Source organism: Thermodesulfobium sp. 4217-1 (assembly GCF_039822205.1).
Lineage (GTDB): Bacteria > Thermodesulfobiota > Thermodesulfobiia > Thermodesulfobiales > Thermodesulfobiaceae > Thermodesulfobium.
Genome location: NZ_JBAGBW010000013.1, coordinates 12,895 through 34,956 on the forward strand (window position 1 = coordinate 12,895; position 22,062 = coordinate 34,956).

A 22,062-nucleotide genomic window follows, 5' to 3' on the forward strand; every position below is an offset into this window, starting at 1 on the left:
TACATAAATTTAGTAAATTTTTGAAATAAGAAAGATTACTATTTTGACTGTATGTTTTGCGCTCTTTTGAAAATTCTGTAGATAATTTCTGCAATAATTGCTGATAGTAATCCAGCGCTAAAGCCATTTAAGAAAAGACCTGATAAGATGTTTAACTCTGGCAGAATAATTACTACTTTTTCGAAGATGTATGGAATGATTAAGTATCCCAAAAAAGAAATTAAGCCTATGTGAAGGCTGTGATAACCCTTTTCTGATTTTGAAAGCTTTATCGCTGCCTCTATCTGGATATATCCCACCACTAGAAGAGACGCTGCAATTACCTGAGTAGGTATCTGCACGAAAATTCCAACCAGAGTAGGGTATAGCGAGGCGAGTATAAATATTAAACCAACAAGGTAAAACGAATACTTTGATGCGTTTTGAGTCATTACTATCAAGGCAGGCGTAAGCGAATAGCTAACAGTTCCAACTGACCCAAAAATCCCAGAAAATATTCCAGATATAGCGTCAAATAGAATGCCTTTATTTGTTTTTTCAAGAGATGGGGGAATATTTAGCACTCCGAAAAGAGATTGAGTAGAGCCTATCTCGTTTATTACCACTCCAAGATAACAAAATAAAAACGATATTGTTATGACGGGATCGAATTTTGGCATTTGGAGTGAAAATAAATTAGCACTTAAAACAGGTTCTGTGTGAATAGGCTTTATAAATATTAAGAAAATGATTGAAGATATGCTCATAAAGAAGAAGATCGAAAATTTTGATAGGGGGAAGCTTTGTTTAGAAAAGAAAATCGTAATTATCGATAATATCAGAATAAAAATTATATTTTCGGTAGAAGTAAAAGGCACCGATGAAAAGGCTAGGCTTATAGAAATGGGAATGAGCGAAATCCCTATTAGCAAAAGCACGCTTACTGTCACTCCTTTTGACTGAAGTATTGAAAATCGTCTTATGATATTGCTCTTTGCAAGGATTAGTATAAATATGCCTACTGATATTGAGGCGAACGAGATCTCTTCCAAAGATGCACCAGGATTCAGGACAAAGCCCAGCATTAGAGCAGTGGATGGCCCAACCAAAAGGGACAATTTGTGACCAAATTTTAGTTGAAGTATTTGAAAAATGCCTGAAATTAGAAATATCTTTGCAAGAAAATTTACTTCTTCTGAGTATGAGAAGTTGTCTAGCTTTGCTATGGTGCTGGCTACAATGACTAAGGGTGGGAGTATTAAGACTAGCCATTGTAAACCCTGAAGAAAGATTATGTACAGTGGAGGTCTATCATCAAAATTGTATTTTAAGTTTACCTTCTCAGTCATAGTCTATATTAAAACATAATATTTTTAAATTTGACATAATAGAGCTATTTTGGTAATTTATTATATGTGTCCACGTAGCTCAGTAGGATAGAGCATCGGATTCCTAATCCGGGGGTCACAGGTTCGATTCCTGTCGTGGACACCATGTTACTTTCTAAAGGGGTTTTGGCGGTGAGGATTCTATATAACAAACATGGAATTACTTTATTGGAGATTTTGGTAAGCATTTTTATTCTATCAATATTTATGTTGGTTTCTTTCGGTAGTCTATCTCGCTCTATGATAGTGGAAAAGAATCTACACGTTTACAATAAAGCTCTTGAAATTGCGCAAAGTAATTTTGAACGAGCCCTGTCAGATAAAAGCGATCATGACTTGAGCCTTGAAGAGACTAGCTGCGTTGATAGCGACTGTTTTAAGGTAAACATTCAAAAGATTGCAAACAACAATAAGAAATTGATAATCATAAATGTAGTTGACAAAGAGAATCCAAAAAGATTTGAAGATGTTACATTACAAACTGAGATATAAAGATAAATTTCAAAACGGACTCTCCTTCTTAGAAGTTCTTCTGTCAGTTTTATTAGGATCTATTATAATCTTGACCTTGGTAATGAACCTATATAACTCTTCAAAGACTCTAACGAAAATTCAAGGCAAAGATGAAGTTATATCAGAGAGCTCTTTCGTAATATTGAGAATTGAACAAGAAATTAGACAGAGCGGATACAAGAACCTCTTGTTAGCAAGCGATAAAACTTCAGATCCAGGAATAATCATAAACCAGAATGCTATTTATTTTAATCTTGATTTAAACAATATTCCAAGTGAGAGCTTCCCGGATGGAGACGGCAACTACGAGCATGTAGGATATTATGTTTCGAATGGTTTCCTTATGAGGTATGTAAATGGTAATACAGAGCCTATGAATGCGCCTGACGTATACGTGTCTGGTCTGGTCGCTCTTAGGGGCAGGGTCGATCGGGGAAATTTTATAGAGGATGCGTCGGGAGATATCGTGAAGATTGCGATTGACATCGATTCACCTGAAAAAACACACATTGAGAAATACATTAAACTGCGAAATATATAAAAAGGGTTTTTCTCTTCTTTTTGTGATGCTAACAATGTTTTTCATTATTATCGCACTTTCTACTACTTTTTTAGTTATAAAAAACACTTTAAATACCGATATTGTAGTCAAAACAAACGCTAATTATCTCATTGCCTGTGAAAAGGCCATCAATGATGCTGTGTTGACATTGTCAACGGATCCAGAATACTCTGGAGAGGATTTAGTAGAGAACTCAATACCTGTAAAGATTGCTGTGTATGATATTGGACAATACAAAAGAATAGTCGCAACCTCTCTTGATAAGAATGTTGAAGTTTTAGCTGAGCAACAGATCTCTGTTCCAAAATTCGCTCTTGGGGTAAGGAGTCATACTTCTACAATAGGCAGCGTAAAGGTTGTAACCAATGCTAACGATAAAGCCGTGCCTGGCGTTTTAGTTAATTATGTTGGTGACTCGTATCCTAATATATTTTTCGTTTCGGGTGCAGATGGGGTACTTAGTTCATCTGATCCCACAAAAGTAAACTTTGACGAAAACTCTGCCTTTTGGCAAGAGTATTTAAAGAATTTGCAAAATCTGCCCTCTGGATTTGTAGTCAACTATATGGATCCAGCTAACAGTGCGCCAGTAATAAACTCATTGAATTGTGGCCAGACCTATCTGGTTCCTGTAAAGTTGGGCACAAGTTTGAGGATAAATAATCCTCAGAGCAACTGTAAAATTACATTTTCTTCTGACGTCTCTACCTATGGGGATCTGTTGCTTCCATCGAGTGCTAATTTTGACTTCAACGGGCAGCTTTTTGTGAGAGGGACTCTTTCATTGGGAAGTAAAGAAGTAAATATTAAAAATGGCTTAAATGTCTTGTCGGATTTAAATTTTTTAAATTCTAACAATCTAAACGTTGGCGGCGCGCTTTTAGTGTTAAAAAATTTGAATCTGGTAAATTCTTCCAAAGTTTTGGTGAATAACGGAGCTCAGATTAAAGGCGACTTCTTAGACGACAAGAGCTCTTTCGCTACCATAAATAAAGCTCTGAATGTAGAGGGCGATTCAAGAATATATGGGCAATTAATTTCAAATAATGCTCAATTAAATTTTAATAATATTTATGTTTTGGATGGGGGAGTCTTAGATGCAACGGGTTCCAACATTTATGTAAATAATATTTTTAATATAAGCACGTCAGATCCAGCGTTAAAGGGTTCTCTAAAAAGCTCATCGCTATATGCCAATTCTATATCTATTGGGCCAAATGAATCGGTCAATTCCACTGTCACCGTTTTTAATTCTGCAGATATATCAGGGAATATTTTGGGATCTTTACTGGTGCTCAATGAAGATCCCAACTCTAATACGTTGTTAAATGATGGCTCAAGTGTCGTATTTTTCGATCCGCCAGAAAATTGGTTTGGGCCGCCTCTTGGATTAAAATTTGTCATAGTAAAAGGTTCCTGGAGGGAATTTTAGTATTTTTAAGTTGTCAATAGAGTATAAATTGACTTTGATTATTAGATAATTTAGACTTTTGTTTATAAGTTGTTAATGGAGGTTATAAAATGAAAAATTTAGATTTGGCTACAACTGATTTTTTCAATTCAATCGCTCCTTCATGTATTAGAAAGTCCAGCATAGTTTTTTCAGATAGGCTTAAGAGAACTGGTGAACCTGTCAGTGCCATAAACGTTGCTATAGGCAATATTTCCTTGCCCACTCATCCTGCAATGTTAAGAAGATTGTTATCTGTGGAGGATGAAAGTCTAAAGAAAGGTATATGGAGATATACTCAGACTGAGGGGATAGATTCTGTAAATCAGACTTTTAAAAATATTATAAAGTCTTTTTTAAAGCCTGGTTTAGACCCTGAACTTTTTACAATGGTGGATACTGGCGCGTCACATATTATGAAGCTGGTGATGTTGGGCGTTTGCGGTAAGTTCAAGGATGCAAATAGACCTCTTATGATGCTCGATCCCGTTTATACTAACTATATTTCAATTGCTCAGGAATTGGGCAGGGAAATAGTGGCGATAGATAGGGAATTAAATTCTGATGGCATATTTAGTGATGTTGAAATAGACACCATCGAAAAGATAATTGAGGAAAAGAATCCTTCAGCTTTTCTGATAATACCTTATGACAATCCATCGGGAACGCTTATGACTCAGGAGACTATAAATAAATTCGCAAAAATTTGCATCAAACATAATATATTTTTCGTAAGCGATGAGGCATACAGAGGGCTTTATTATAGGGATGATATAAAATTTGCTCCTTCAATATGGAACGTTTCTGAAGATGAGGTTCTTGGAATCAATGAAGCAAAAATAAGGATTAGTATAGAGTCATTTTCAAAGTTATTTAATGCCTGTGGCCTCAGAATGGGGGCGCTTGTCACAGATAATCAATTGTTTTTTGAGCAGGCAAGGGCTGCCAATACCACTTATCTGTGTCCTTCTTGCATTGATCAATACATTGCCTCTGCAATTGCACTTGAGGACCAAAGAGAGCTTCAAGGCTGGGTAATGTCATTGAGATCATACTACAAGAGAATATTGAGCGAGCTTTATAGCGGTTTGAAATCTCTAATGCCAGATCTAATTGTTACTCAACCAGAGGCAGCAATATATTCTATGGTGGACGTAAGAAATGTAGTAAAGCCTGGATTCGACGCAAATGACTTTGTTATGTATTGTGCGAGCGAGGGTAGCGTAGAGATTAATGGAATAAATTATACCCTTCTTGTAGCTCCTGCTGCTGGATTTTATAAAAACAAAAATCCTTACGCTAATACTCAGATGAGAATAGCTTGCGTTCTAAACGATAAAGAAATGAAATTGGTACCTGAGCTGTTTGCAAGATTGCTTAGAGAGTATGAGGATAAAAGATAGTAGATAAATAAAAAAAGCCTTCAGACTACGTTGCCCCAAAAGTCTGAAGGCTTTTTGCTTTAAATAAATTAACTACTGCTAACAAAAACAGAGATAAATTTTATGCTATTGTGTTTAAGATAGATCCAGATGAGCTGCTTGCAAGGTTATTTGAGAGGTTTTGTGAAAGAGTCTGCAAGAAATTCGCAAGTGTAGGATACTGGTTAGATGAATTCGCATTTGAAGAGTTATTTTGGGTATTGGTTGATGTAATGGAATTGATCAGATTCGTATAAGAATTATTTAGAGCAGTTATGCTAGCGCTTTGTGTACTAGTTGTTCCCTGGGTGTTTTGGAGCGATGAAACCAATGAATTTAGAGATGACAAAAAATTGGTATTGGAATTGGCAGCATTCGTCTGAGTGGAAGTTGAATTTGTTTGATTCAAGGTTGCAAGTAACTGCTGTACGAATTGACTTCCTGCTCCTCCTCCATTGTGTGCGTGATGATTTCCCTGGGTATTATTTTGCATAGCTTGAGGTGTAATGCCATATTGTTGTAAAGTTTGCATTAATGCCTGTCCTAGTTGAGGAGATGCTTGTTGTGTGGACTGTGTCGTGTTGCTCCCAGGAGTCACATTCGAAGTAGAATTCGTATATAATTGATTTTGAATAAGTAAGGATGAACTAATTCCTTGAACTGACATTGTATTTTCTCCTTTCATAACATATTATTGACGAAAGATTAACTAAAAAATTATATCATATTCCTTATTATCTCTCATTAAGTATTATCGGTTGTATATTGAATAAAATTTATACTGAATTATATAGATGTTTAGTTATCTTAAAATATTTATGTTAAACATTTACTATTAGAAATTTATTATATAATATCAAGATAAAATTTTATAGTGTTTCTTAAGGAGGTTTTTGCACATATGGATAAAGAAGAACTCGTTTTGCAATATTTTCCGAAGCTTGGCAACTGTGCACAGTCAGTTTTACATACCTTTTGTGAAGATTTGGATTTTGATAGGGATAAGGCTATAAATTTGGCTCGTGGGTTTGGTGCTGGCATTGGCGGAATGGGCGAAATATGTGGTGCTGTAAGTGCAGCTATTATGGTCATAGGTTTGCATTTAGGCAATGTGGTTAGCGATGAAAGTAAATTGAAAGAACTAACAGAACAAAAAACGACTATATTTTTAGAAAGCTTTAAAGGGATACACGGTTCATATCATTGTAGAGATTTGTTGGGGGGCTGCTCACTGAAGACGCCTCTTGGCAAAAGTGAGTTTAAAGAAAAAGAATTGCTAAATAACGTTTGTAAGCAATGTGTGAAAAGTTCGGTAAAGATTACTGATAATATTATTCAAAATCTTGATATATAATGATAATAATAATTTTTTAATTTTTTAAGAAAGAACCTGGAGGTGCAGGTTGTTTGTATTAATATGTGAATATAGTAAATTTATATCAAAGTATCTTTACAATGCTATCAAACAGGATAGCAATCTCGAACCGATAATTTTCATTTCTTTTAAAGAATTTGAAGATTTTGTTGGGAACAACTCAGATAATGTTCTTTGTGCTGTTCTTGGTCTAGTCCTGCCAGACGCTCCAAACGGAGAAGCTGTGGACGTTTGTATAAAAAATAAAATTCCAGCAATTGTTTTTACTTCTACTTTAAATGATGACATCAGGGACACATTGATTAAAAAAGGTGTGGCAGACTATGTACTAAAAGATAGCAACAATAATCTTGACTATGTTATAAAAATTGTCAAAAGACTCTATAAGAACAAAGATATAAAGGTCCTTATAGTTGATGACTCTTCTGTTTCAAGAAAATTTATGGAAGATATATTGAGATCGCATAATCTCCATGTTTTTTCCGCAAAAAATTCTGATGAGGCATTGTCTCTTTTAGATAAAAATAAAGACATAAAACTAATTCTTGTTGATGAAAATATGCCAGGAATGAGAGGTTCTGATTTAGTAAACAACATAAGAAAATCTTTTACCAAAGAACAAATGGCTATTATAGGTATAAGTTCATACTCAAACAGTTTGCTGACTGTCGAATTCTTAAAGCGTGGTGCAAATGATTTTATATTAAAGCCTTTTTATAAAGAAGAATTTTGCTTAAGAGTTATGCAAAATATAGAGATATTAGAGATGTTCGAATCCCAAAAGGTTTACGCAACTACAGACTTTCTTACGGGGCTATACAATAGAAGGTTTTTATTCGATGCAGGTGAAAAACTTTTAGATAATGCTAAAAGAAACAATCTTGAACTTTCTTTGGCCATAATAGACGTTGACAATTTCAAAGATATAAATGACACGTATGGCCACCTTTTCGGAGATATGGTTTTAAAAACTCTTGCAAAGCTAATAAAAAATAGATTCAGGGCTGGCGATATCGTTTCCAGGTTGGGCGGAGACGAGTTTTGCGTTATTGGAATTATGGGTGATGATACTGCTGGCATTTTTGAATCATTGAGAAAATATATAGCCTCTTATGAATTTAGAGATGCTGAAAACAGCACAAAACTGACCATATCAGTGGGGGTTACAACTAAATTAGCTAATAGTGTCGAGTCTATGATAAAACGTGCAGATAAAATGCTTTACAAGTCTAAAAAGTTAGGCAGAAACGTAGTTACTGTAGATAATTTATAATTAATAATTTTTTCTTATTAAGACTTTTTATATTAAAAATTTTTGGTATAAGCTATAATCATTTATATAACTTTATTTAATGCATTATGCTAAATATTCGGTAATTTTTAATTATTTGGGAGGGTAAATTCGATGGATGTATTGTTATTGGGGCAGAGTAAGCTTGTGTCCAAATGTATTAATGATGTTATTAAAAAGGGGACTGATTTCAAGCCTGTGTTTCTCGAATTTTTTAGTGAAACGAAAGACTTTGTCAATAAAAATAAAAGCAATATTTTATGCGGCGTAATTGGTATGTCTGATTTGCCCGATGCAACAGTTAATGAATACGTAGATTATTTAACAGATAACAAAATTCCTTTATTTATTTTTTCTTCTGCTTTAAATGAAAACATTAGAGAAAAGTTTCTAAAAAAGGGTATTGTGGAATGTATAAATAAAGACAGAAATTTTAGCTTAGATTATCTATTGAGGCTAATTATTAGGCTGGATAAAGACAAATCTATCAAAGTTTTAATTGTAGATGACTCAGCCATTATGAGAGAATATATGGCCTCTCTTTTAAAGACGTATAATTTCCAGGTTATTGCTGTAGAAAATGCAAAAGATGCCATTGAAGTTGTGGGTAAAGTTGAAAATATAAAGCTTGTTTTAACCGATGAAAATATGCCTGGGATGCGTGGAGTCGAGTTGGTAGACGTCCTTAGAAAAACATATTCATATGAGGAAATGGCAATTATCGGGATCAGCGCTATAGAAAACACTATTTTGACCAAGGAATTCTTATTGGTTGGAGCCAATGACTTTATTCTTAAGCCATTTAATAGAGAAGAATTTTTCTTAAGAGTTTTGCAAAATATCGAAATTTTGGAATTAATCGAAAATAATAGAAAATTTATAACAACTGATATATTAACGGGGCTTCATAACATAAACTTTTTATATGAAGCAGGTAGAAAACTTTTAGAGAACGCAAAAAGAAACAATCAAAAGCTTATGCTCTCTGTGATTGACGTTGATAACTTCAAGGACATAAATAATATAAATGGACATCTTCTTGGTGATAAGGTTTTAAAAAATATTGCAAAGATTTTCGAAAATAGATTTCGATCTGGAGACATTGTTGTCAGGGTTGGCGCAGGTGAGTTTTGTGTTATGGGTATAGTAAACAATGACAGCGCTTTCAATATTTTCGAATCGCTTAGAAGACAGATAGAGTCCTATGTATTTGCAATTGATGGCAGAGAATTAAATTTGACAGTGTCTATTGGCGTAACAACAAAAATAGAAAATAATGTTGAGCTTATGTTAGAACAAGCTTATGAGCTTCTGCATAAGGCAAAAGATTTGGATAAAAATAAAGTTATTCTTAATGTTGATTAACAATTTCAGGAGGTGAATCACTTGAAAAAAATTTTTACTGTTTTATTTTTAGCTTTTATTTTATTTCAGAGCAAGTGCTTTGCTGATGTTTGCTATCTAGGACCTGCTGGGACCTATAGCGAAGAGGCGTCAATGCAATATTTTGGCTCCAGTGAGAAGCTAATCCCAAACAAAACCGTAACTCAGTCAATAGACATGCTTAAAGAAGGCAAATGTCAGTATGCAGTAGTGCCTGTAGAAAATACCATAGGTGGCCCCGTTTATAACTATTTAGAGTTAGTTGCTGAGGATGACAGTTTAACTGTCGTAGGAAAGGTCGATCTGCCTATTAGACAGGCTCTTTTGGTTTGGGGTGATACTCAGTTAAAAAACATAAAAACAGTATACTCACATCCGCAGGGCATATCCCAGAGCAAGGAATGGCTTAAGCAAAACTTGCCCGATGCTAAAATTGTTGAGGTATCTAGTACTGCTGAGGCTTCCAAAAAGGTTTCAGAACTAAAGGATAATTCCAGTGCTGCAATTGCATCAGAAGGTTCTGCAAAAGTCTATCATTTAAACGTTTTAGCTCATGACATTCAAATGAATGACTCAAACGTTACGAGGTTTTGGGTTGTCACAAATATAAATAGGCAAAACAATAATGGCGATCACTATATCTTGGTTTTAACTGGTGACGACAATCAGGCAGTAAAATTACTCGACTCTTTAGAAAATAGCGGTTATAAGATTGGCTATATTCATGATATACCCAGAAAGACCTATTTAGGCGATTATATATACATAGTCGAATTAAATTCAAATTCAAGCACTACCAATATTAATGACCTAATAGATGATGGCGCTTATTCTGATCTAAATATCCATATTTTGGGTAGATATTAAAAAATTTTATAAAGTTATCTTCAATTAAATAGTCCCATTAAGTTAAAATTTTTCAATAGCGCAGGCGCATGCCTTGTATTCTGGTATCTTTGCCTCAGGATCGAGCGCGTTTATGGTGAGTATGTTTGCATTTGTTTCAGAGAAATGAAAGCTCACAAATATGACGCCTCTCTTGGGCTTCGTCGAAATTTTTACTTTTACGACGATCTCTCCGCGCCTTGTTCGAATTTTAACCTTATCTTTATTTTTAAGGTTGAGCTCTTTGGCATCTTCAGGATTGATCTCTACGAAATTTTCTGGAACGAAATTTTCAAGCACCTTAACCCTTCTGGTTTCATTTCTTGAGTGATAATGGAAAAGCATTCTGCCAGTTGTAAGAATAAATGGATATTTATCATCGGGTATTTCAATGGGTGGATGAAACTCTACGCCGCTAATAAGAGCTTTCCCGTTAGGGCGCTTGAAGTTGCCATTGTAGTGGAGAATTTTCGTGCCTGTATGTGTTTCATCAGGACAAGGCCATTGCAGAGAATTTTCTTCCAATCTTTCATAGGTTATCCCTTTAAGTGAAGGCGTGAGCTCTCTTATTTCGTTCCAAATCATTTCCTCATCCTTATAATGCATTGAATATCCCATACGAGTGGCGACTTCACATACTATTTTCCAGTCATCTTTTACAGATGGAGATGGATTCCTTGCAGGTCTCAGGAGCTGAACTCTTCTTTCTGTGTTCGTAAATGTACCAGACTTTTCATAAGCGGCTTTGGCAGGAAAGACAACATCTGCAATTTCAGCAGTTTCAGAAAGAAAAATATCCTGTACGGCTAAGAATTCCAGCTTTCCAAGACTCTCTTTTACGTGACGAACGTCTGCTTCTGTGACCATCGGGTTTTCTCCCATTGTATACACGGCTTTTAGCTTTCCTTCAAGCGTCAGGTCTCCAAATTGTGATACTGCGTAGCCAGTGTTCTTAGGGAGATCTACCTTCCAGAAATCTTCGAATTTCTTTCTTGCAAATTCGTCTGTTACCCTCTGATAGCCTGTATATACGTCGGGTAATACGCCTACATCACATGCGCCCTGTACGTTTGATTGTCCTCTTAATGGGTCTATACCGTTTCCTTCTTTGCCTATGTGTCCTGTAATAAGAGCAAGATTTGCAATAGAAAGAACGTTGTCAACTCCTACATGGTGTTGTGTTATGCCCATTGTGTAGAAAATCATTGAATTTGGACCTTTAGCATAAACAATCGCTGCCTCTTCAATTAGTTTCTTATCGACGCCTGTAATCTTTGAAGCATCATCTATATTAAAGTTTTCAAGAATCTTTAAGAGTCTTTCAAAGCCTTCTGTGTGATTGGCAATAAATTCTTTATCCGTAAGTTCTTGATCGACGATAATCTTCATCATCGCATTTAGAAGTATTACATCAGTTCCGGGGTAGTGTTGGATAAAAGTGTCGGCATATTTTGCAATATCTGTATTCCTTGGATCACAAACTATTAATTTCGCTCCTCTTTTTTTCTTATTTTCTTTAATAAATTGAGCGATGACAGGATGAGTTTCGGTTGTATTAGAACCAATAATAAACATAACATCTGCGTTTTCAATGTCCGAGATTGGGTTTGTTGCAGCACCTGCTCCAAATGCCTTGCCTAATCCTGTAACGGTCGAAGAGTGGCACAGCCTTGCACAGTGATCTATGTTGTTTGTGCCCAAGGCAGCTCGCGCAAATTTTTGGATTATATAATTATCCTCGTTGGTGCAACGGGCAGAGCCAAGAACGCCAATGGAATCAGGGCCATATTTTTCTTTAATCTCAAGCAATCTGTTTGCAGTATAGTCAATGGCTTCTTCCCATGAGGCCTCTCTAAAAATGCCATCTTCTTTTATAAGAGGTTTTGTGAGTCTCTCGAAAGAATTTACATATTCATAGCCATATCTACCCTTTACACAGAGTCTACCTCTGTTTGGATCTTTGTTTTCAACGGCTCTTGCCATAACAAGATTATTGTTTTTGTCTTTGTAAAGCGCAAGGTTGCAACCAACGCCACAATAGGCACATACAGTTTCAGTCTTTTTAAATTTAAATATCTTTCCCTTTCCAATTCGTGGTTTTTCGATAAGCGCACCGGTTGGACATGCTTGAACGCATGCTCCACAAAATTGGCAATTAGTTTGCTCCAGCGCGAGATTAAAAGGAGTAGAGACAACAGATTTATAACCTCTCATTGCAATGCCAATCGCTTCAACTACTGCCTGATTTTCGCAAGCGCCCACACAACACCTGCAAAGTATACACTTCTGTGGATCAAATTGAATAAACAGATTTGTATCCCACGCAGTTTCTATTGGACAAGAAAATGTATCTTTTTCGTCAAGAAATTGGCTCTTCTTTATGCCAAATTGATAAGCAAGATCTTGAAGAACGCAGTCAGAGTCTTTATCACATGTCATACAATCCAATGGGTGATGGGCCAGCAAGAGCTCAAGATTGATTTTTCTTGCTTCGTGTATAGCTTCTGAGTTTGTAGTGATTTCCATTCCTTCAGCAACTTCTGTAATACAAGCTCTTTGTAGAGTTTTTATACCTTTAATCTCTACCACACACAAACTGCATGAGCCTTCTTCTGAAATGCCCTCAAGATAGCAAAGAGTTGGTATTTCAAGGCCAACTTGTTTACATGCTTTTAAAATCGTGTCTCCCTTGTGAAACTGATAAGGTTTTCCGTCAATTTTTACATTTAATAATTCACTCATTTGAAATCTCCTTTGTCTACTTCTTTAAATACTTCTTTTATAATTTCAAAACACTCGCAATTAACTTTTAACCTTGCTGGCTTTAAACTGACCAATTTGATTCAATCACTTCTCAATATAAGTCTTGCACATATCAAATTAATTATTTTTTGCTTTCATTGAGCAAACATTTGCTGGACACACTTTGTCCTTCACGTGTGCTATATATTCATCTCTAAAATGTCTAAGTGTTGACAATACTGGATTTGGTGCGGTTTGTCCCAGTCCGCAAAGGGAGGTTTGCTTTATAACATTGCCAAGTTTCTCAAGAAGATCGAGGTCTTCCATTGTACCCAGCCCACTGGTAATTTTTTCCAAGATATTAAGCATTTGTCTTGTGCCTTCTCTGCAAGGTACACATTTACCGCAGGACTCGTCCACAGTAAATTTCAGGAAGAATTTGGCCACATCTACCATACAGCTTGTTTCATCCATTACAATAAGACCGCCAGAGCCCATAATTGCTCCAAGCTGAGGAAGATTTTCGTAATCCATAGGTATATCCAGGTGTTTTGCGGGGATAACCCCTCCAGATGGTCCTCCTGTTTGTGCAGCTTTAAATGTATGCCCTTCGGGAATTCCTCCACCAATATCAAATACTATTGTTCTAAGAGGGGTCCCCAGTGGAACTTCAATCAAGCCTGCAATGTTAACCTTGCCTACAAGAGAAAAGGCTTTTGTTCCAGGGCTCTTATCAGTGCCAAACTGTCTAAAGAAATCTGCACCTTTTTCGATAATAATCGATACATTGGCAAGAGTTTCAACATTGTTTATAACTGTGGGTTTTCCAAATAGGCCGCTTTCAACTGGATAGGGCGGTTTCTTTCTTGGCTCACCACGTTTTCCCTCAGTAGAATTTATTAGGGCGGTTTCCTCTCCGCAAACAAATGCTCCCGCACCCATCCTCAGCTCTACGTCGAATGAAAAGTTTGTTCCCAGAATACCCTTGCCTAATAGGCCCGACATTCTTGCTTGTTTTATAGCAATCTCAAGCCTTTTAATTGCAAGGGGATATTCTGCTCTTATATAAATAAATCCCTTTTGAGCTCCGACTGCATATCCTGCTATTGCCATTCCTTCAAGAACAGAATGTGGGTCTCCTTCAAGGACAGATCTATTCATATAAGCGCCAGGATCTCCTTCGTCTGCGTTGCATATTATGTACTTGATATCAGATATTTGTTTATTTGCAAGCTCCCATTTTAGTCCTGTAGGGAATCCCGCTCCTCCTCTTCCACGCAGTCCAGAATCCTTTATAATTTTTATTACATCTTTAGGGGTCATCTCGGTTATGCATCTGGCTAATGATTCATAACCTCCTTGCGCAATACATTCGGTTATGTCTTCCGGATTTATAAAACCGCAATTTCTCAAAACTATTCTTGTCTGTTTTGCAAAGAATGGGGTCTCGTTTAATGTGAGAAATTGTTTTTCATCTTGTTTCCAGAGAAGTCTTGTTACAGGTCTTCCTCTAAGAAAATCTTCTTCTACAATCTCTTTTGCATCTTCTGGGCTAAGCCTTGTGTACATTATTCCTTCAGGATAAACAACCATTCGAGGGCCCAATTGGCAGGATCCCATACAACCAGTTTCGACAATAAGCACCTCTTCTGTTAGACCGTGTTGTTTCAATTCTTCTACTAGTGCATCTTTAAAGCCATTGCCTCCTGCTGCAAGACATTGTGTTCCAGCACATACTAGTGCATGAATTCTATAAGTTTTCATAGATTGCTCCTTTTGGAAGCCCAATCGCTAACAATTTGTCCCTTTATTGCATGAGAGGCAATAATTTCTCTTGCCATATTTGGTGTGATATTGCTATAGTAAACAACCAAGTCATCTCTCTCCAATGCCATAAATGGTTCTTTTATACCAGATCCCATAGGGGCTTTTTCGATAATTTGGAAATCCGAAAAGTTTCTTTCTTTAAGCTCATCAAGGACTGCAAGAAGTACATCTCTTGAAGCATTGGTGTTTTCTTCTTTGTCAACGCTAATGTAGATTTTAACTTTTACATCCTTTTGCCTTGTTTTAAGAAAAGCCTGTGATTGTTCTTTTAATCTTCGCAATTCATCAATTGATTTAATTTTTTCCACCTAAAAACCTCCGTGTAAAGTTTTGCTTAACTTGATTATGAGTTTTTATATTAGTCAAAATCTTTAAAAAAGGTGCTTTATGTCTAATTTTTAACTCATAATTACCGATCTTAAAAGCTTTTTGTTTTTCAATTTCTATGATTTATTTATGTTATGGGTCTCTAAAGAGGGATCTTTGCTACATATACTTTTCAAGGATGTCGATAGCCGTTTCTGGCGTAAGTTTGCCATGAATATCTTTTCCATCCACTACCATAACTGGTGCGAAACCACAGCAACCCACACACCTAACAGTTCTTACTGTAAATCTTCCATCTTTTGTGATTTCGTTTGGTTCAATGTCCAATCTTTTGCACAGTGCATTTAATATAGCTTCTCCTCCTTTAACGTAACACGCGGTACCCAGACAAGTCGTAATCACGTGCTCTGCGTCTTTTGTAAGTTTAAAGAAGTTATAAAAAGTGACAACGCCATAAATTTTGGATAGTGATACGTTCATTTTTTTTGCAATATAAGATAAAACTTCCTCAGGGAGATAGCCTAAGGACTCTTGAGTGCCATGCAAAACCTGAATTAGAGATTCGTGTTTTGTTCCCCATTTTCTAATTTCTTTGTCTACTGCGGGTATTTTTTTGCTTTCCATTTTATCTCCTTTCAAAATTTTTACTTTAGCCTTTTTACCCTGCAATCTCTTTAAGCATTTCAACCCCTGCTGCATGCGGACTTTTTGCCATTTATCAACATATCTGCATGTAAACAATATCGATAACAAATTATATTTTTACCTGTTGTAATAATCATATTTTATAACTTTACCAACATTATGTAACCTTTTTGACTCAAGTTTATTGATAACTTATTTTTATCGTTAAAATAGAGATACTTGACATCTTATATTAAATACTTTTAAATATATTAATACAACACAGCATCTTTGAATATAATATTCATTTTTTGTTGTAAAATAGTATTAATTTAAGTTAATTTTTGGGAGGAAATTGTGAGGTTAATTGTTTTATTTTTTTTATTGTTTTTTCTAACACCCAAAATTTCTTATTCCGAGCCAATGAGTTTGAACTTAAACGAGGCTATACAATATGCATTGGTAAACAATCATGAGTTAAAATCTCTTTCTGAGTCTATCCGCGTTAAAGAAGCTGATTTGGGTATTGCCCAAAGCAGTTATTTGCCAAAGCTCTCTTTCAATGAAACTTATATGAGGACAAACAATCCCACATACGCCTTTATGGCAAAGTTAAATGAAGGAAGATTTGCCCAAAGCGATTTTGACATAAATTCGCTTAATAATCCTTCTTCCATAAATGATTATCAAACGTCATTTACCGTCGATCAGCTTATATTTTCTAAAAAGGCCATTTTAGGCATAAGCATGGCGAAAAAAGATCTTCAAGCACAAAAGCTTGATTATCAGAGGAAGAAGGAAGATGTGGTATACAAGGTTATAAAAAGTTATTTGGATGTCCAGACTGCTAAAGAATATTTAAATGTTGCTCAGAAGGCCCTTGATGATTCTGTCGAACACGAAAAGATTGCTCAGATTAATTATAAAGTAGGGCTTAGCGTTTATTCTGATGTCTTGAGATCTGAAACCTCTGTTTTAGCTGCAAAAGAGAAGCTTGTAAGCGCTAAGAAAAATTTTCAAGTATTACAAAGGTCACTTGGCTTGGTTTTGGGTATAGATGATAATGTTCTTCCATCAGGTGATTTTGACTTTCCGATAAAGCTTCAAAGTGAAGACTATTACAAGAGCGCAAGTCTTAACAGGGCTGATTTAAAAGCAATTGAATTGAGAAATAAGATTGCAAAAAATAATATTGAATTCGCCTCGGCAGGGTATTTGCCTTATGCTGGGCTATCTGCTACTTATCAGATGAACGATCACAGTAATATTTTTGGGTCTGAGGGAGACAGCTATCAATTTCTCGCTTATTTAAGCTGGAACATATTTGACGGCACAAAGAGAGAAAATGAGATAAAAAAAGCAAAAGCAGAACAAAAAATGGCAGAAGAAAACCTAAAGGCTATGCAGGATGCTATCTCCTTAGAGGTATATAGTTCTTACCTTGGGGTAGATGAAGCTAAAAAGAATTTGGAGCTTGCAAAGGGAGCCTTAGCTAGTGCAGAAGAAGACGCAACCATTATTTTACACAGATATCAAAATGCCCTTTCTCCGTTTATAGATTTATTGGATGCGCAGACAAATTTGGATAATATAAGAGCAAATCTGGTTGATAAAGAAAATAAATATTATATGTCTATGGTAGATCTTGATTACAAAAGCGGAACATTGCTTTCAGATCTGGGAATTAAGTAAGATTTTAAAGGGAGGACGATATGAATAAAAAGTTAAAATCATTTCGCATTTATCCAATACTTTTCTTGTTATCATTATTAGCTATTTTTCTTATTTCAGGCTGCTCTTCAAACCAACCAAAGAAAATTGAGAGCAAGACCATAGAAGGCGTTAAGCTCCAAACGGTAAATCAAGGCGATTTGCCAAACTATTTGGAGGCGACAGGGACAGTAAAGGCTAAGATAATTAGCGTCATTACAAGTAAAGTTATGGGAACCATTACATCTGTCAATGTAAAAGACGGCGACAGCGTTTCAGAGGGTCAGGTGCTCCTAACCGTCTACGATCAAGATGCGTCTGAAAGAGTAAGACAAGCAGAAAAAAATCTTGATGCTGCAAGATTGAACATGTCTTTGAGCAATGCTACTTATATGAGGTATAGGGCTCTATATGACGAAAAGGCTCTAAGCCAACAAGAGATGGATCAGATAATTACCGAGAAGGAACTTGCGAAAGCGAACTATGAAAGGGCAGTGGCAGCAGTAGGCGAGGCTAAGGTTATGAGAAGCTTTTATACAGTCACTTCTCCGATTTCTGGGATAGTATCTTCTAAAAAAGTTGATGTAGGTACTACCGCTATGCCTGGAATGCCTCTGCTTAATGTAGAAAATACATCCAGTTTTGAATTGGACGCAAATGTTGACTCAAAATATTCTCAGGATTTAAAAGTTGGTTCCAATGTTGGTGTTAAAGTTGAATCTTTGCCTGAAATACAGGGCAAAATATCTGAAATAGTGCCCTCTGTAGATCCTATGTCAAGGTCTTTTGTGGTCAAGATTGAACTTGGCTCAGGGAACCTTAGAAGCGGTATGTATGGAAAGGCATATTTCAATATTGGCACGAAGAAGGCAATTTCTATTCCAGAATCAGCCCTTGTGAGAAAAGGTGGGCTGGTTGGCGTATATGTGGTAGACGATAAGGGATTGGTAAGTTATAGAATGGTTAAGTTGGGCGAGAAATATGGAAAGAACGTTGAGATTCTGTCTGGCCTTTCTAATGGGGAAAAGATAATAGTTGAAGGCACTGAGAATGCTTTTGACGGCGCAATTGTAAAAGGAAGTTAGGAGTACAAATATGAAATTCGGCATTGCAGGTAAAATAGCACAGCTTTTTATAAGGTCGAAGCTTACTCCTTTGATAGTTATTACTGCTTTGATATTGGGAATTTTTGCAGTAATTGTGACCCCTAGAGAAGAAGATCCACAAATAGTAGTTCCAATGATTGACGTTTTTGTGCAATATCCAGGAGCCTCTGCGAAAGAAGTTGAGGAAAGAGTTACGAAGCCTATGGAAAAGTTTTTGTGGGAGATTAAGGGTGTAGAGTACATATACTCAACTTCTGAGCCTGGTCTTAGCATGGTAACAGTCAGATACAAGGTCGGGGAAGATATGGAAAAGAGTATTACAAACCTTTACACAAAGCTCTTTTCTCACCTCGATCTGATTCCGCCTGGCGTTTCAATGCCAATTGTAAAGCCAAAATCCATAAATGATGTGCCAGTTATGACTTTTACTTTGTGGAGCAATGAATATAACGGCTATGATCTTAGGAAAGTTGCACTAGAAACTTGTGATTATATCAAAAAAGATAGAGATGTGTCTGAAACACAAATCATAGGTGGTCCAAAAAGAGAAGTAAAGGTTGATCTCGATCCACTAAAATTAAAGTCTTATCACATTTCACCAATTCAGATATCTCAAATGATAAGTTCTGCTAACGTATCTCTCTCGACAGGTTCTTTCCCGCTAAATAACTACGAATTTTTAGTCGAGACTGGAACATTTCTTAAAGATGCAAATGATGTGGGCAATGTAATTGTCGGAGTTTTCAATGGTAGACCAGTAAAGTTAAGCGATGTCGCTACTATAACAGATGGACCCCAAGAGGCAAAAAATTATGTGTTTATGGGTTTTGGTCCGTCATGGGACAAGAGCATACCAGGTATTGAGAGGTCGAGCCTTTATCCAGCCGTTACTATTACAGTAGCAAAAAAGAAGGGCACAAATGCAACTGATTTGTCCGATAGATTGTTGCATGATATTTCTCGTCTGAAAGGTACTGTTATACCAAAGGGTGTAACTATTACTACTACCAGAAATTATGGAAATACTGCTAATGAGAAGTCCAATGAGTTACTAGAACACATGCTTCTTGCTGCTGTATCGGTTACTGTTCTGATAGGCTTGAGCCTTGGAATTAGAGAGGCCTTAGTAGTTGCTGTAGCCATTCCTGTTACTTTAGCACTTACGCTCTTGGCGACCTACTTATTAGGATTTACCCTTAACAGGGTTACCTTGTTCGCACTGATCTTTTCTATAGGTATTCTGGTAGACGACGCTATTGTAGTTGTAGAAAACATACACAGACATTTTAGAGAGAAAGAAGTGTCTATACTAGTTGCCATTCAAGCAGTAAATGAGGTAGGAAATCCAACCATACTTGCGACTTTTACGGTTATTGCAGCTCTGTTGCCTATGGCTTTTGTGTCTGGCATGATGGGGCCATATATGAAGCCTATACCTATTGGTGCTTCTGCTGCAATGATAATCTCTCTTCTTATTGCATTTATAATTAGCCCATGGCTTAGTTATATTGTGCTGAAAAATGTTAAAAGAACGGATAAAGAGAAAGAAAATAGAGTAATAGCCTCTTTTAACAAGATATACAGAAAAAATCTTACTTCAATGTTAGAAAGTGGCAAAAAAAGAGTAGCTTTCATAATTTTTACTATAATATGTCTTTTAGCTGCCGTAGCACTTTTGCCATTAAAAGTAGTTATGGTAAAGATGCTGCCTTTTGATAACAAGAGTGAGATTCAGGTCTTGATAGATACTCCAAAGGGTACCACTCTTGAGACTACGAATGCGCTTGCTGAAAAAATTGCAGAATATATTAGAACTGTGCCTGAGGTCGACAACTATCAAATATATTCGGGCACAGCATCCCCAATAACATTTAATGGGCTTGTAAGACACTATTTTCTTAGGAAAGGCGACGATGTAGCCGATATCCAGATAAACCTGGTTCCTAAAGATAAAAGAAGTGCGCAAAGCCACGATATTGCTAAGAGAATTAGAGGGCCTATTGATCAGATTGCTAGTCCCTATAACGCCAGGATAAAAATTGTAGAGGTTCCGCCTGGTCCGCCAGTACTCAGTACTCTTGTGGCTGAGGTTTACGGTCCTAACTTTAATGAGCAATTGAAAATTGCCTCAAAGGTTGAAGATATATTTAAAAAGACGCGCGATGTGGTGGATGTTGATTGGTTACAAAATGAAGAGCAAACAAAATATGTTTTCAAAGTTGATAAAGAAAAGGCTGCTTACAATGGCATCTCTACCTATGCTATAGCACAAAGCCTTCAAATGGCACTTCACGGAAGTGATGCAGGACTTTTGCACACCGATCACAGCAGAGAGCCTGTGGAGATTTGGGTCCAGGCTCCTTTGAAAAATAGAGCAAGCCTTGATGGGCTCCAAAATGTCTCATTGCCTTCTTCTACAAATCATATGGTCTCTCTTGCTGAGTTGGTAACCTTAGAGAAGACAAACGAAGATCAGCCTATTTACCGAAAGAATCTTAGAAGGGTCGTTTATGTTATTGGTGATGTTGCAGGCAGAGAAGAGAGCCCTATATATGCAATTTTACATATGAATAAACCTGTTTCTGACATAAAAGTTCCAGGTAGTAATCCTCTTAAGCTTTATTTTACCCATGAGCCTCCACTGGGCCTAAACTACTCAGTAAAGTGGGATGGTGAATGGCAGATTACCTATGAGGTGTTTAGAGATTTGGGAATTGCTTTTGCTGTAGTTCTAATTATCATCTATGTAATGATAGTCGGGTGGTTTAAGTCCTATATTACGCCACTCATTATTATGGCTCCAATACCGCTATCTTTGATAGGTATATTGCCTGCACACGCTCTTTTGAGTGCATTTTTTACTGCCACTTCAATGATAGGTTTTATTGCAGGTGCTGGTATAGTGGTTAGAAACTCAATTATATTGGTTGATTTTATAGAAATGAAATTAAATGAAGGGGTTCCTCTAAAAGAATCTATAATAGAGGGTTGCCTTGTTAGGTTTAGGCCGATGTTTTTGACTGCAGCTGCAGTAGTAGTTGGTTCAAGCGTGATACTTTCTGATCCTATATTTCAAGGAATGGCTATATCGTTGATGGCTGGAGAAGTAGCCGTTACGTTATTCTCATGGACGCTATTGCCTATTTTGTATTTTATATATAAAGACACTGAAATCAAGGTCAAAGAGGGAAAGATAAAGTTCGACATAAAAAAGATTTTTAAGAGGTGATAATATATGTATATGGCTCCAACAGACAATTGGTATCTTGAGAGAATCATATTTCTTATTGCAGGTTTATTTATATTAATTAGCTTAGCCCTGGGACTCTTGTGGAGCCCTTACTGGTTTATATTAACTTTTTTAGTGGGGATAAATTTAATAATATTTGCCCTTACAGGATTTTGTATAATGGCTAATATCCTTTATAAGTTTGGAGTCAAACCAAAGATAAAACGATAGCTTTTAAAATGGGGTGAAC

Annotated in this window: 18 protein-coding genes and 1 tRNA gene; 13 read left to right on the forward strand and 6 right to left on the reverse strand. The window is 36.3% G+C overall.

What is annotated here, in order from left to right; translation table 11 throughout:
- Positions 1 to 38 precede the first annotated feature (38 nt).
- The gene (locus V4762_RS06115; protein ID WP_347314901.1) at positions 39 to 1,328 is read right to left on the reverse strand and encodes a solute carrier family 23 protein; all 1,290 of its coding nucleotides are present in this window, start codon (positions 1,326 to 1,328) and stop codon (positions 39 to 41) included.
- Between the two features lie 68 nt (positions 1,329 to 1,396).
- Here V4762_RS06115 and V4762_RS06120 point away from each other — a divergent pair.
- The 5 genes from V4762_RS06120 to V4762_RS06140 all read left to right on the forward strand — a co-directional run bounded on the left by V4762_RS06120 (position 1,397) and on the right by V4762_RS06140 (position 5,295).
- A tRNA-Arg gene (locus tag V4762_RS06120) sits at positions 1,397 to 1,473 on the forward strand.
- A 26-nt stretch (positions 1,474 to 1,499) separates the two neighbouring features.
- On the forward strand, positions 1,500 to 1,859 hold the full coding sequence (locus V4762_RS06125; RefSeq protein WP_347314902.1) for a type IV pilus modification PilV family protein: 360 nt from the start codon (positions 1,500 to 1,502) through the stop codon (positions 1,857 to 1,859).
- Positions 1,828 to 2,421 (forward strand): PulJ/GspJ family protein, encoded by a 594-nt coding sequence (locus V4762_RS06130; RefSeq protein ID WP_347314903.1) that lies wholly within the window; start codon positions 1,828 to 1,830, stop codon positions 2,419 to 2,421. The genes V4762_RS06125 and V4762_RS06130 overlap by 32 nt, the downstream gene beginning before the upstream one ends.
- A 34-nt stretch (positions 2,422 to 2,455) precedes the next feature.
- Positions 2,456 to 3,874, forward strand: coding sequence for a hypothetical protein (locus tag V4762_RS06135; protein WP_347314904.1), 1,419 nt, complete (start codon positions 2,456 to 2,458; stop codon positions 3,872 to 3,874).
- A gap of 89 nt (positions 3,875 to 3,963) precedes the next feature.
- A complete protein-coding gene (locus V4762_RS06140; protein ID WP_347314905.1) occupies positions 3,964 to 5,295 on the forward strand; it encodes a pyridoxal phosphate-dependent aminotransferase in 1,332 nt (443 codons plus the stop codon).
- A gap of 100 nt (positions 5,296 to 5,395) precedes the next feature.
- Here V4762_RS06140 and V4762_RS06145 read toward each other — a convergent pair whose 3' ends face one another.
- Positions 5,396 to 5,980: a hypothetical protein gene (locus V4762_RS06145; protein ID WP_347314906.1), complete on the reverse strand. Its 585-nt coding sequence runs from the start codon at positions 5,978 to 5,980 to the stop codon at positions 5,396 to 5,398.
- A gap of 234 nt (positions 5,981 to 6,214) precedes the next feature.
- Here V4762_RS06145 and V4762_RS06150 point away from each other — a divergent pair, with 234 nt between their 5' ends.
- The 4 genes from V4762_RS06150 to V4762_RS06165 all read left to right on the forward strand — a co-directional run bounded on the left by V4762_RS06150 (position 6,215) and on the right by V4762_RS06165 (position 10,229).
- Positions 6,215 to 6,667, forward strand: a complete 453-nt coding sequence (locus V4762_RS06150) for a C-GCAxxG-C-C family protein (RefSeq protein WP_347314907.1) — start codon at positions 6,215 to 6,217, stop codon at positions 6,665 to 6,667.
- Positions 6,668 to 6,716: 49 nt separating this feature from the next.
- A complete protein-coding gene (locus V4762_RS06155) occupies positions 6,717 to 7,961 on the forward strand; it encodes a GGDEF domain-containing response regulator (RefSeq protein ID WP_347314908.1) in 1,245 nt (414 codons plus the stop codon).
- A 132-nt stretch (positions 7,962 to 8,093) separates the two neighbouring features.
- The gene (locus V4762_RS06160; protein ID WP_347314909.1) at positions 8,094 to 9,344 is read left to right on the forward strand and encodes a GGDEF domain-containing response regulator; all 1,251 of its coding nucleotides are present in this window, start codon (positions 8,094 to 8,096) and stop codon (positions 9,342 to 9,344) included.
- A 21-nt stretch (positions 9,345 to 9,365) separates the two neighbouring features.
- Positions 9,366 to 10,229: a prephenate dehydratase gene (locus V4762_RS06165; protein ID WP_347314910.1), complete on the forward strand. Its 864-nt coding sequence runs from the start codon at positions 9,366 to 9,368 to the stop codon at positions 10,227 to 10,229.
- A 42-nt stretch (positions 10,230 to 10,271) separates the two neighbouring features.
- Here V4762_RS06165 and fdhF read toward each other — a convergent pair whose 3' ends face one another.
- The 4 genes from fdhF to V4762_RS06185 form a co-directional block, all read right to left on the reverse strand.
- The gene (gene fdhF, locus V4762_RS06170) at positions 10,272 to 12,989 is read right to left on the reverse strand and encodes a formate dehydrogenase subunit alpha (protein WP_347314911.1); all 2,718 of its coding nucleotides are present in this window, start codon (positions 12,987 to 12,989) and stop codon (positions 10,272 to 10,274) included.
- Positions 12,990 to 13,127: 138 nt separating this feature from the next.
- Positions 13,128 to 14,753 carry a NuoF family protein gene (locus tag V4762_RS06175; RefSeq protein ID WP_347314912.1) on the reverse strand — a complete coding sequence of 542 codons (1,626 nt, stop codon included), beginning with the start codon at positions 14,751 to 14,753 and terminating at the stop codon, positions 13,128 to 13,130.
- Positions 14,750 to 15,124, reverse strand: coding sequence for a (2Fe-2S) ferredoxin domain-containing protein (locus V4762_RS06180; protein WP_347314913.1), 375 nt, complete (start codon positions 15,122 to 15,124; stop codon positions 14,750 to 14,752). The genes V4762_RS06175 and V4762_RS06180 overlap by 4 nt, the downstream gene beginning before the upstream one ends.
- Before the next feature lie 178 nt (positions 15,125 to 15,302).
- Entirely contained in the window at positions 15,303 to 15,767 is a 465-nt protein-coding gene (locus tag V4762_RS06185; protein WP_347314914.1) for an NADH-quinone oxidoreductase subunit NuoE family protein, read from the reverse strand.
- Positions 15,768 to 16,124: 357 nt separating this feature from the next.
- On the opposite strand from V4762_RS06185, the gene V4762_RS06190 reads away from it, so the two are divergent.
- The 4 genes from V4762_RS06190 to V4762_RS06205 are packed head-to-tail and all read left to right on the forward strand — an operon-like array spanning position 16,125 to position 22,043.
- Positions 16,125 to 17,459 carry a TolC family protein gene (locus V4762_RS06190; protein ID WP_347314915.1) on the forward strand — a complete coding sequence of 445 codons (1,335 nt, stop codon included), beginning with the start codon at positions 16,125 to 16,127 and terminating at the stop codon, positions 17,457 to 17,459.
- Positions 17,460 to 17,479: 20 nt separating this feature from the next.
- Positions 17,480 to 18,562, forward strand: a complete 1,083-nt coding sequence (locus V4762_RS06195; protein WP_347314916.1) for an efflux RND transporter periplasmic adaptor subunit — start codon at positions 17,480 to 17,482, stop codon at positions 18,560 to 18,562.
- Between the two features lie 10 nt (positions 18,563 to 18,572).
- Positions 18,573 to 21,812: an efflux RND transporter permease subunit gene (locus V4762_RS06200; RefSeq protein WP_347314917.1), complete on the forward strand. Its 3,240-nt coding sequence runs from the start codon at positions 18,573 to 18,575 to the stop codon at positions 21,810 to 21,812.
- Positions 21,813 to 21,824: 12 nt separating this feature from the next.
- Positions 21,825 to 22,043, forward strand: coding sequence for a YgaP family membrane protein (locus V4762_RS06205; RefSeq protein WP_347314939.1), 219 nt, complete (start codon positions 21,825 to 21,827; stop codon positions 22,041 to 22,043).
- The last annotated feature ends 19 nt before the right edge of the window (positions 22,044 to 22,062 follow it).

Coding starts and splice junctions, on each gene's coding strand:
- V4762_RS06150 (WP_347314907.1), top strand. CDS start 6,215: ATGGATAAAGAAGAACTCGTTTTGCAATATTTTCCGAAGCTTGGCAAC.
- V4762_RS06135 (WP_347314904.1), top strand. CDS start 2,456: ATGTTTTTCATTATTATCGCACTTTCTACTACTTTTTTAGTTATAAAA.
- V4762_RS06205 (WP_347314939.1), top strand. CDS start 21,825: ATGGCTCCAACAGACAATTGGTATCTTGAGAGAATCATATTTCTTATT.
- V4762_RS06145 (WP_347314906.1), bottom strand. CDS start 5,980: ATGTCAGTTCAAGGAATTAGTTCATCCTTACTTATTCAAAATCAATTA.
- V4762_RS06115 (WP_347314901.1), bottom strand. CDS start 1,328: ATGACTGAGAAGGTAAACTTAAAATACAATTTTGATGATAGACCTCCA.
- V4762_RS06200 (WP_347314917.1), top strand. CDS start 18,573: ATGAAATTCGGCATTGCAGGTAAAATAGCACAGCTTTTTATAAGGTCG.
- V4762_RS06160 (WP_347314909.1), top strand. CDS start 8,094: ATGGATGTATTGTTATTGGGGCAGAGTAAGCTTGTGTCCAAATGTATT.
- V4762_RS06175 (WP_347314912.1), bottom strand. CDS start 14,753: ATGAAAACTTATAGAATTCATGCACTAGTATGTGCTGGAACACAATGT.
- fdhF (WP_347314911.1), bottom strand. CDS start 12,989: ATGAGTGAATTATTAAATGTAAAAATTGACGGAAAACCTTATCAGTTT.
- V4762_RS06140 (WP_347314905.1), top strand. CDS start 3,964: ATGAAAAATTTAGATTTGGCTACAACTGATTTTTTCAATTCAATCGCT.
- V4762_RS06195 (WP_347314916.1), top strand. CDS start 17,480: ATGAATAAAAAGTTAAAATCATTTCGCATTTATCCAATACTTTTCTTG.
- V4762_RS06185 (WP_347314914.1), bottom strand. CDS start 15,767: ATGGAAAGCAAAAAAATACCCGCAGTAGACAAAGAAATTAGAAAATGG.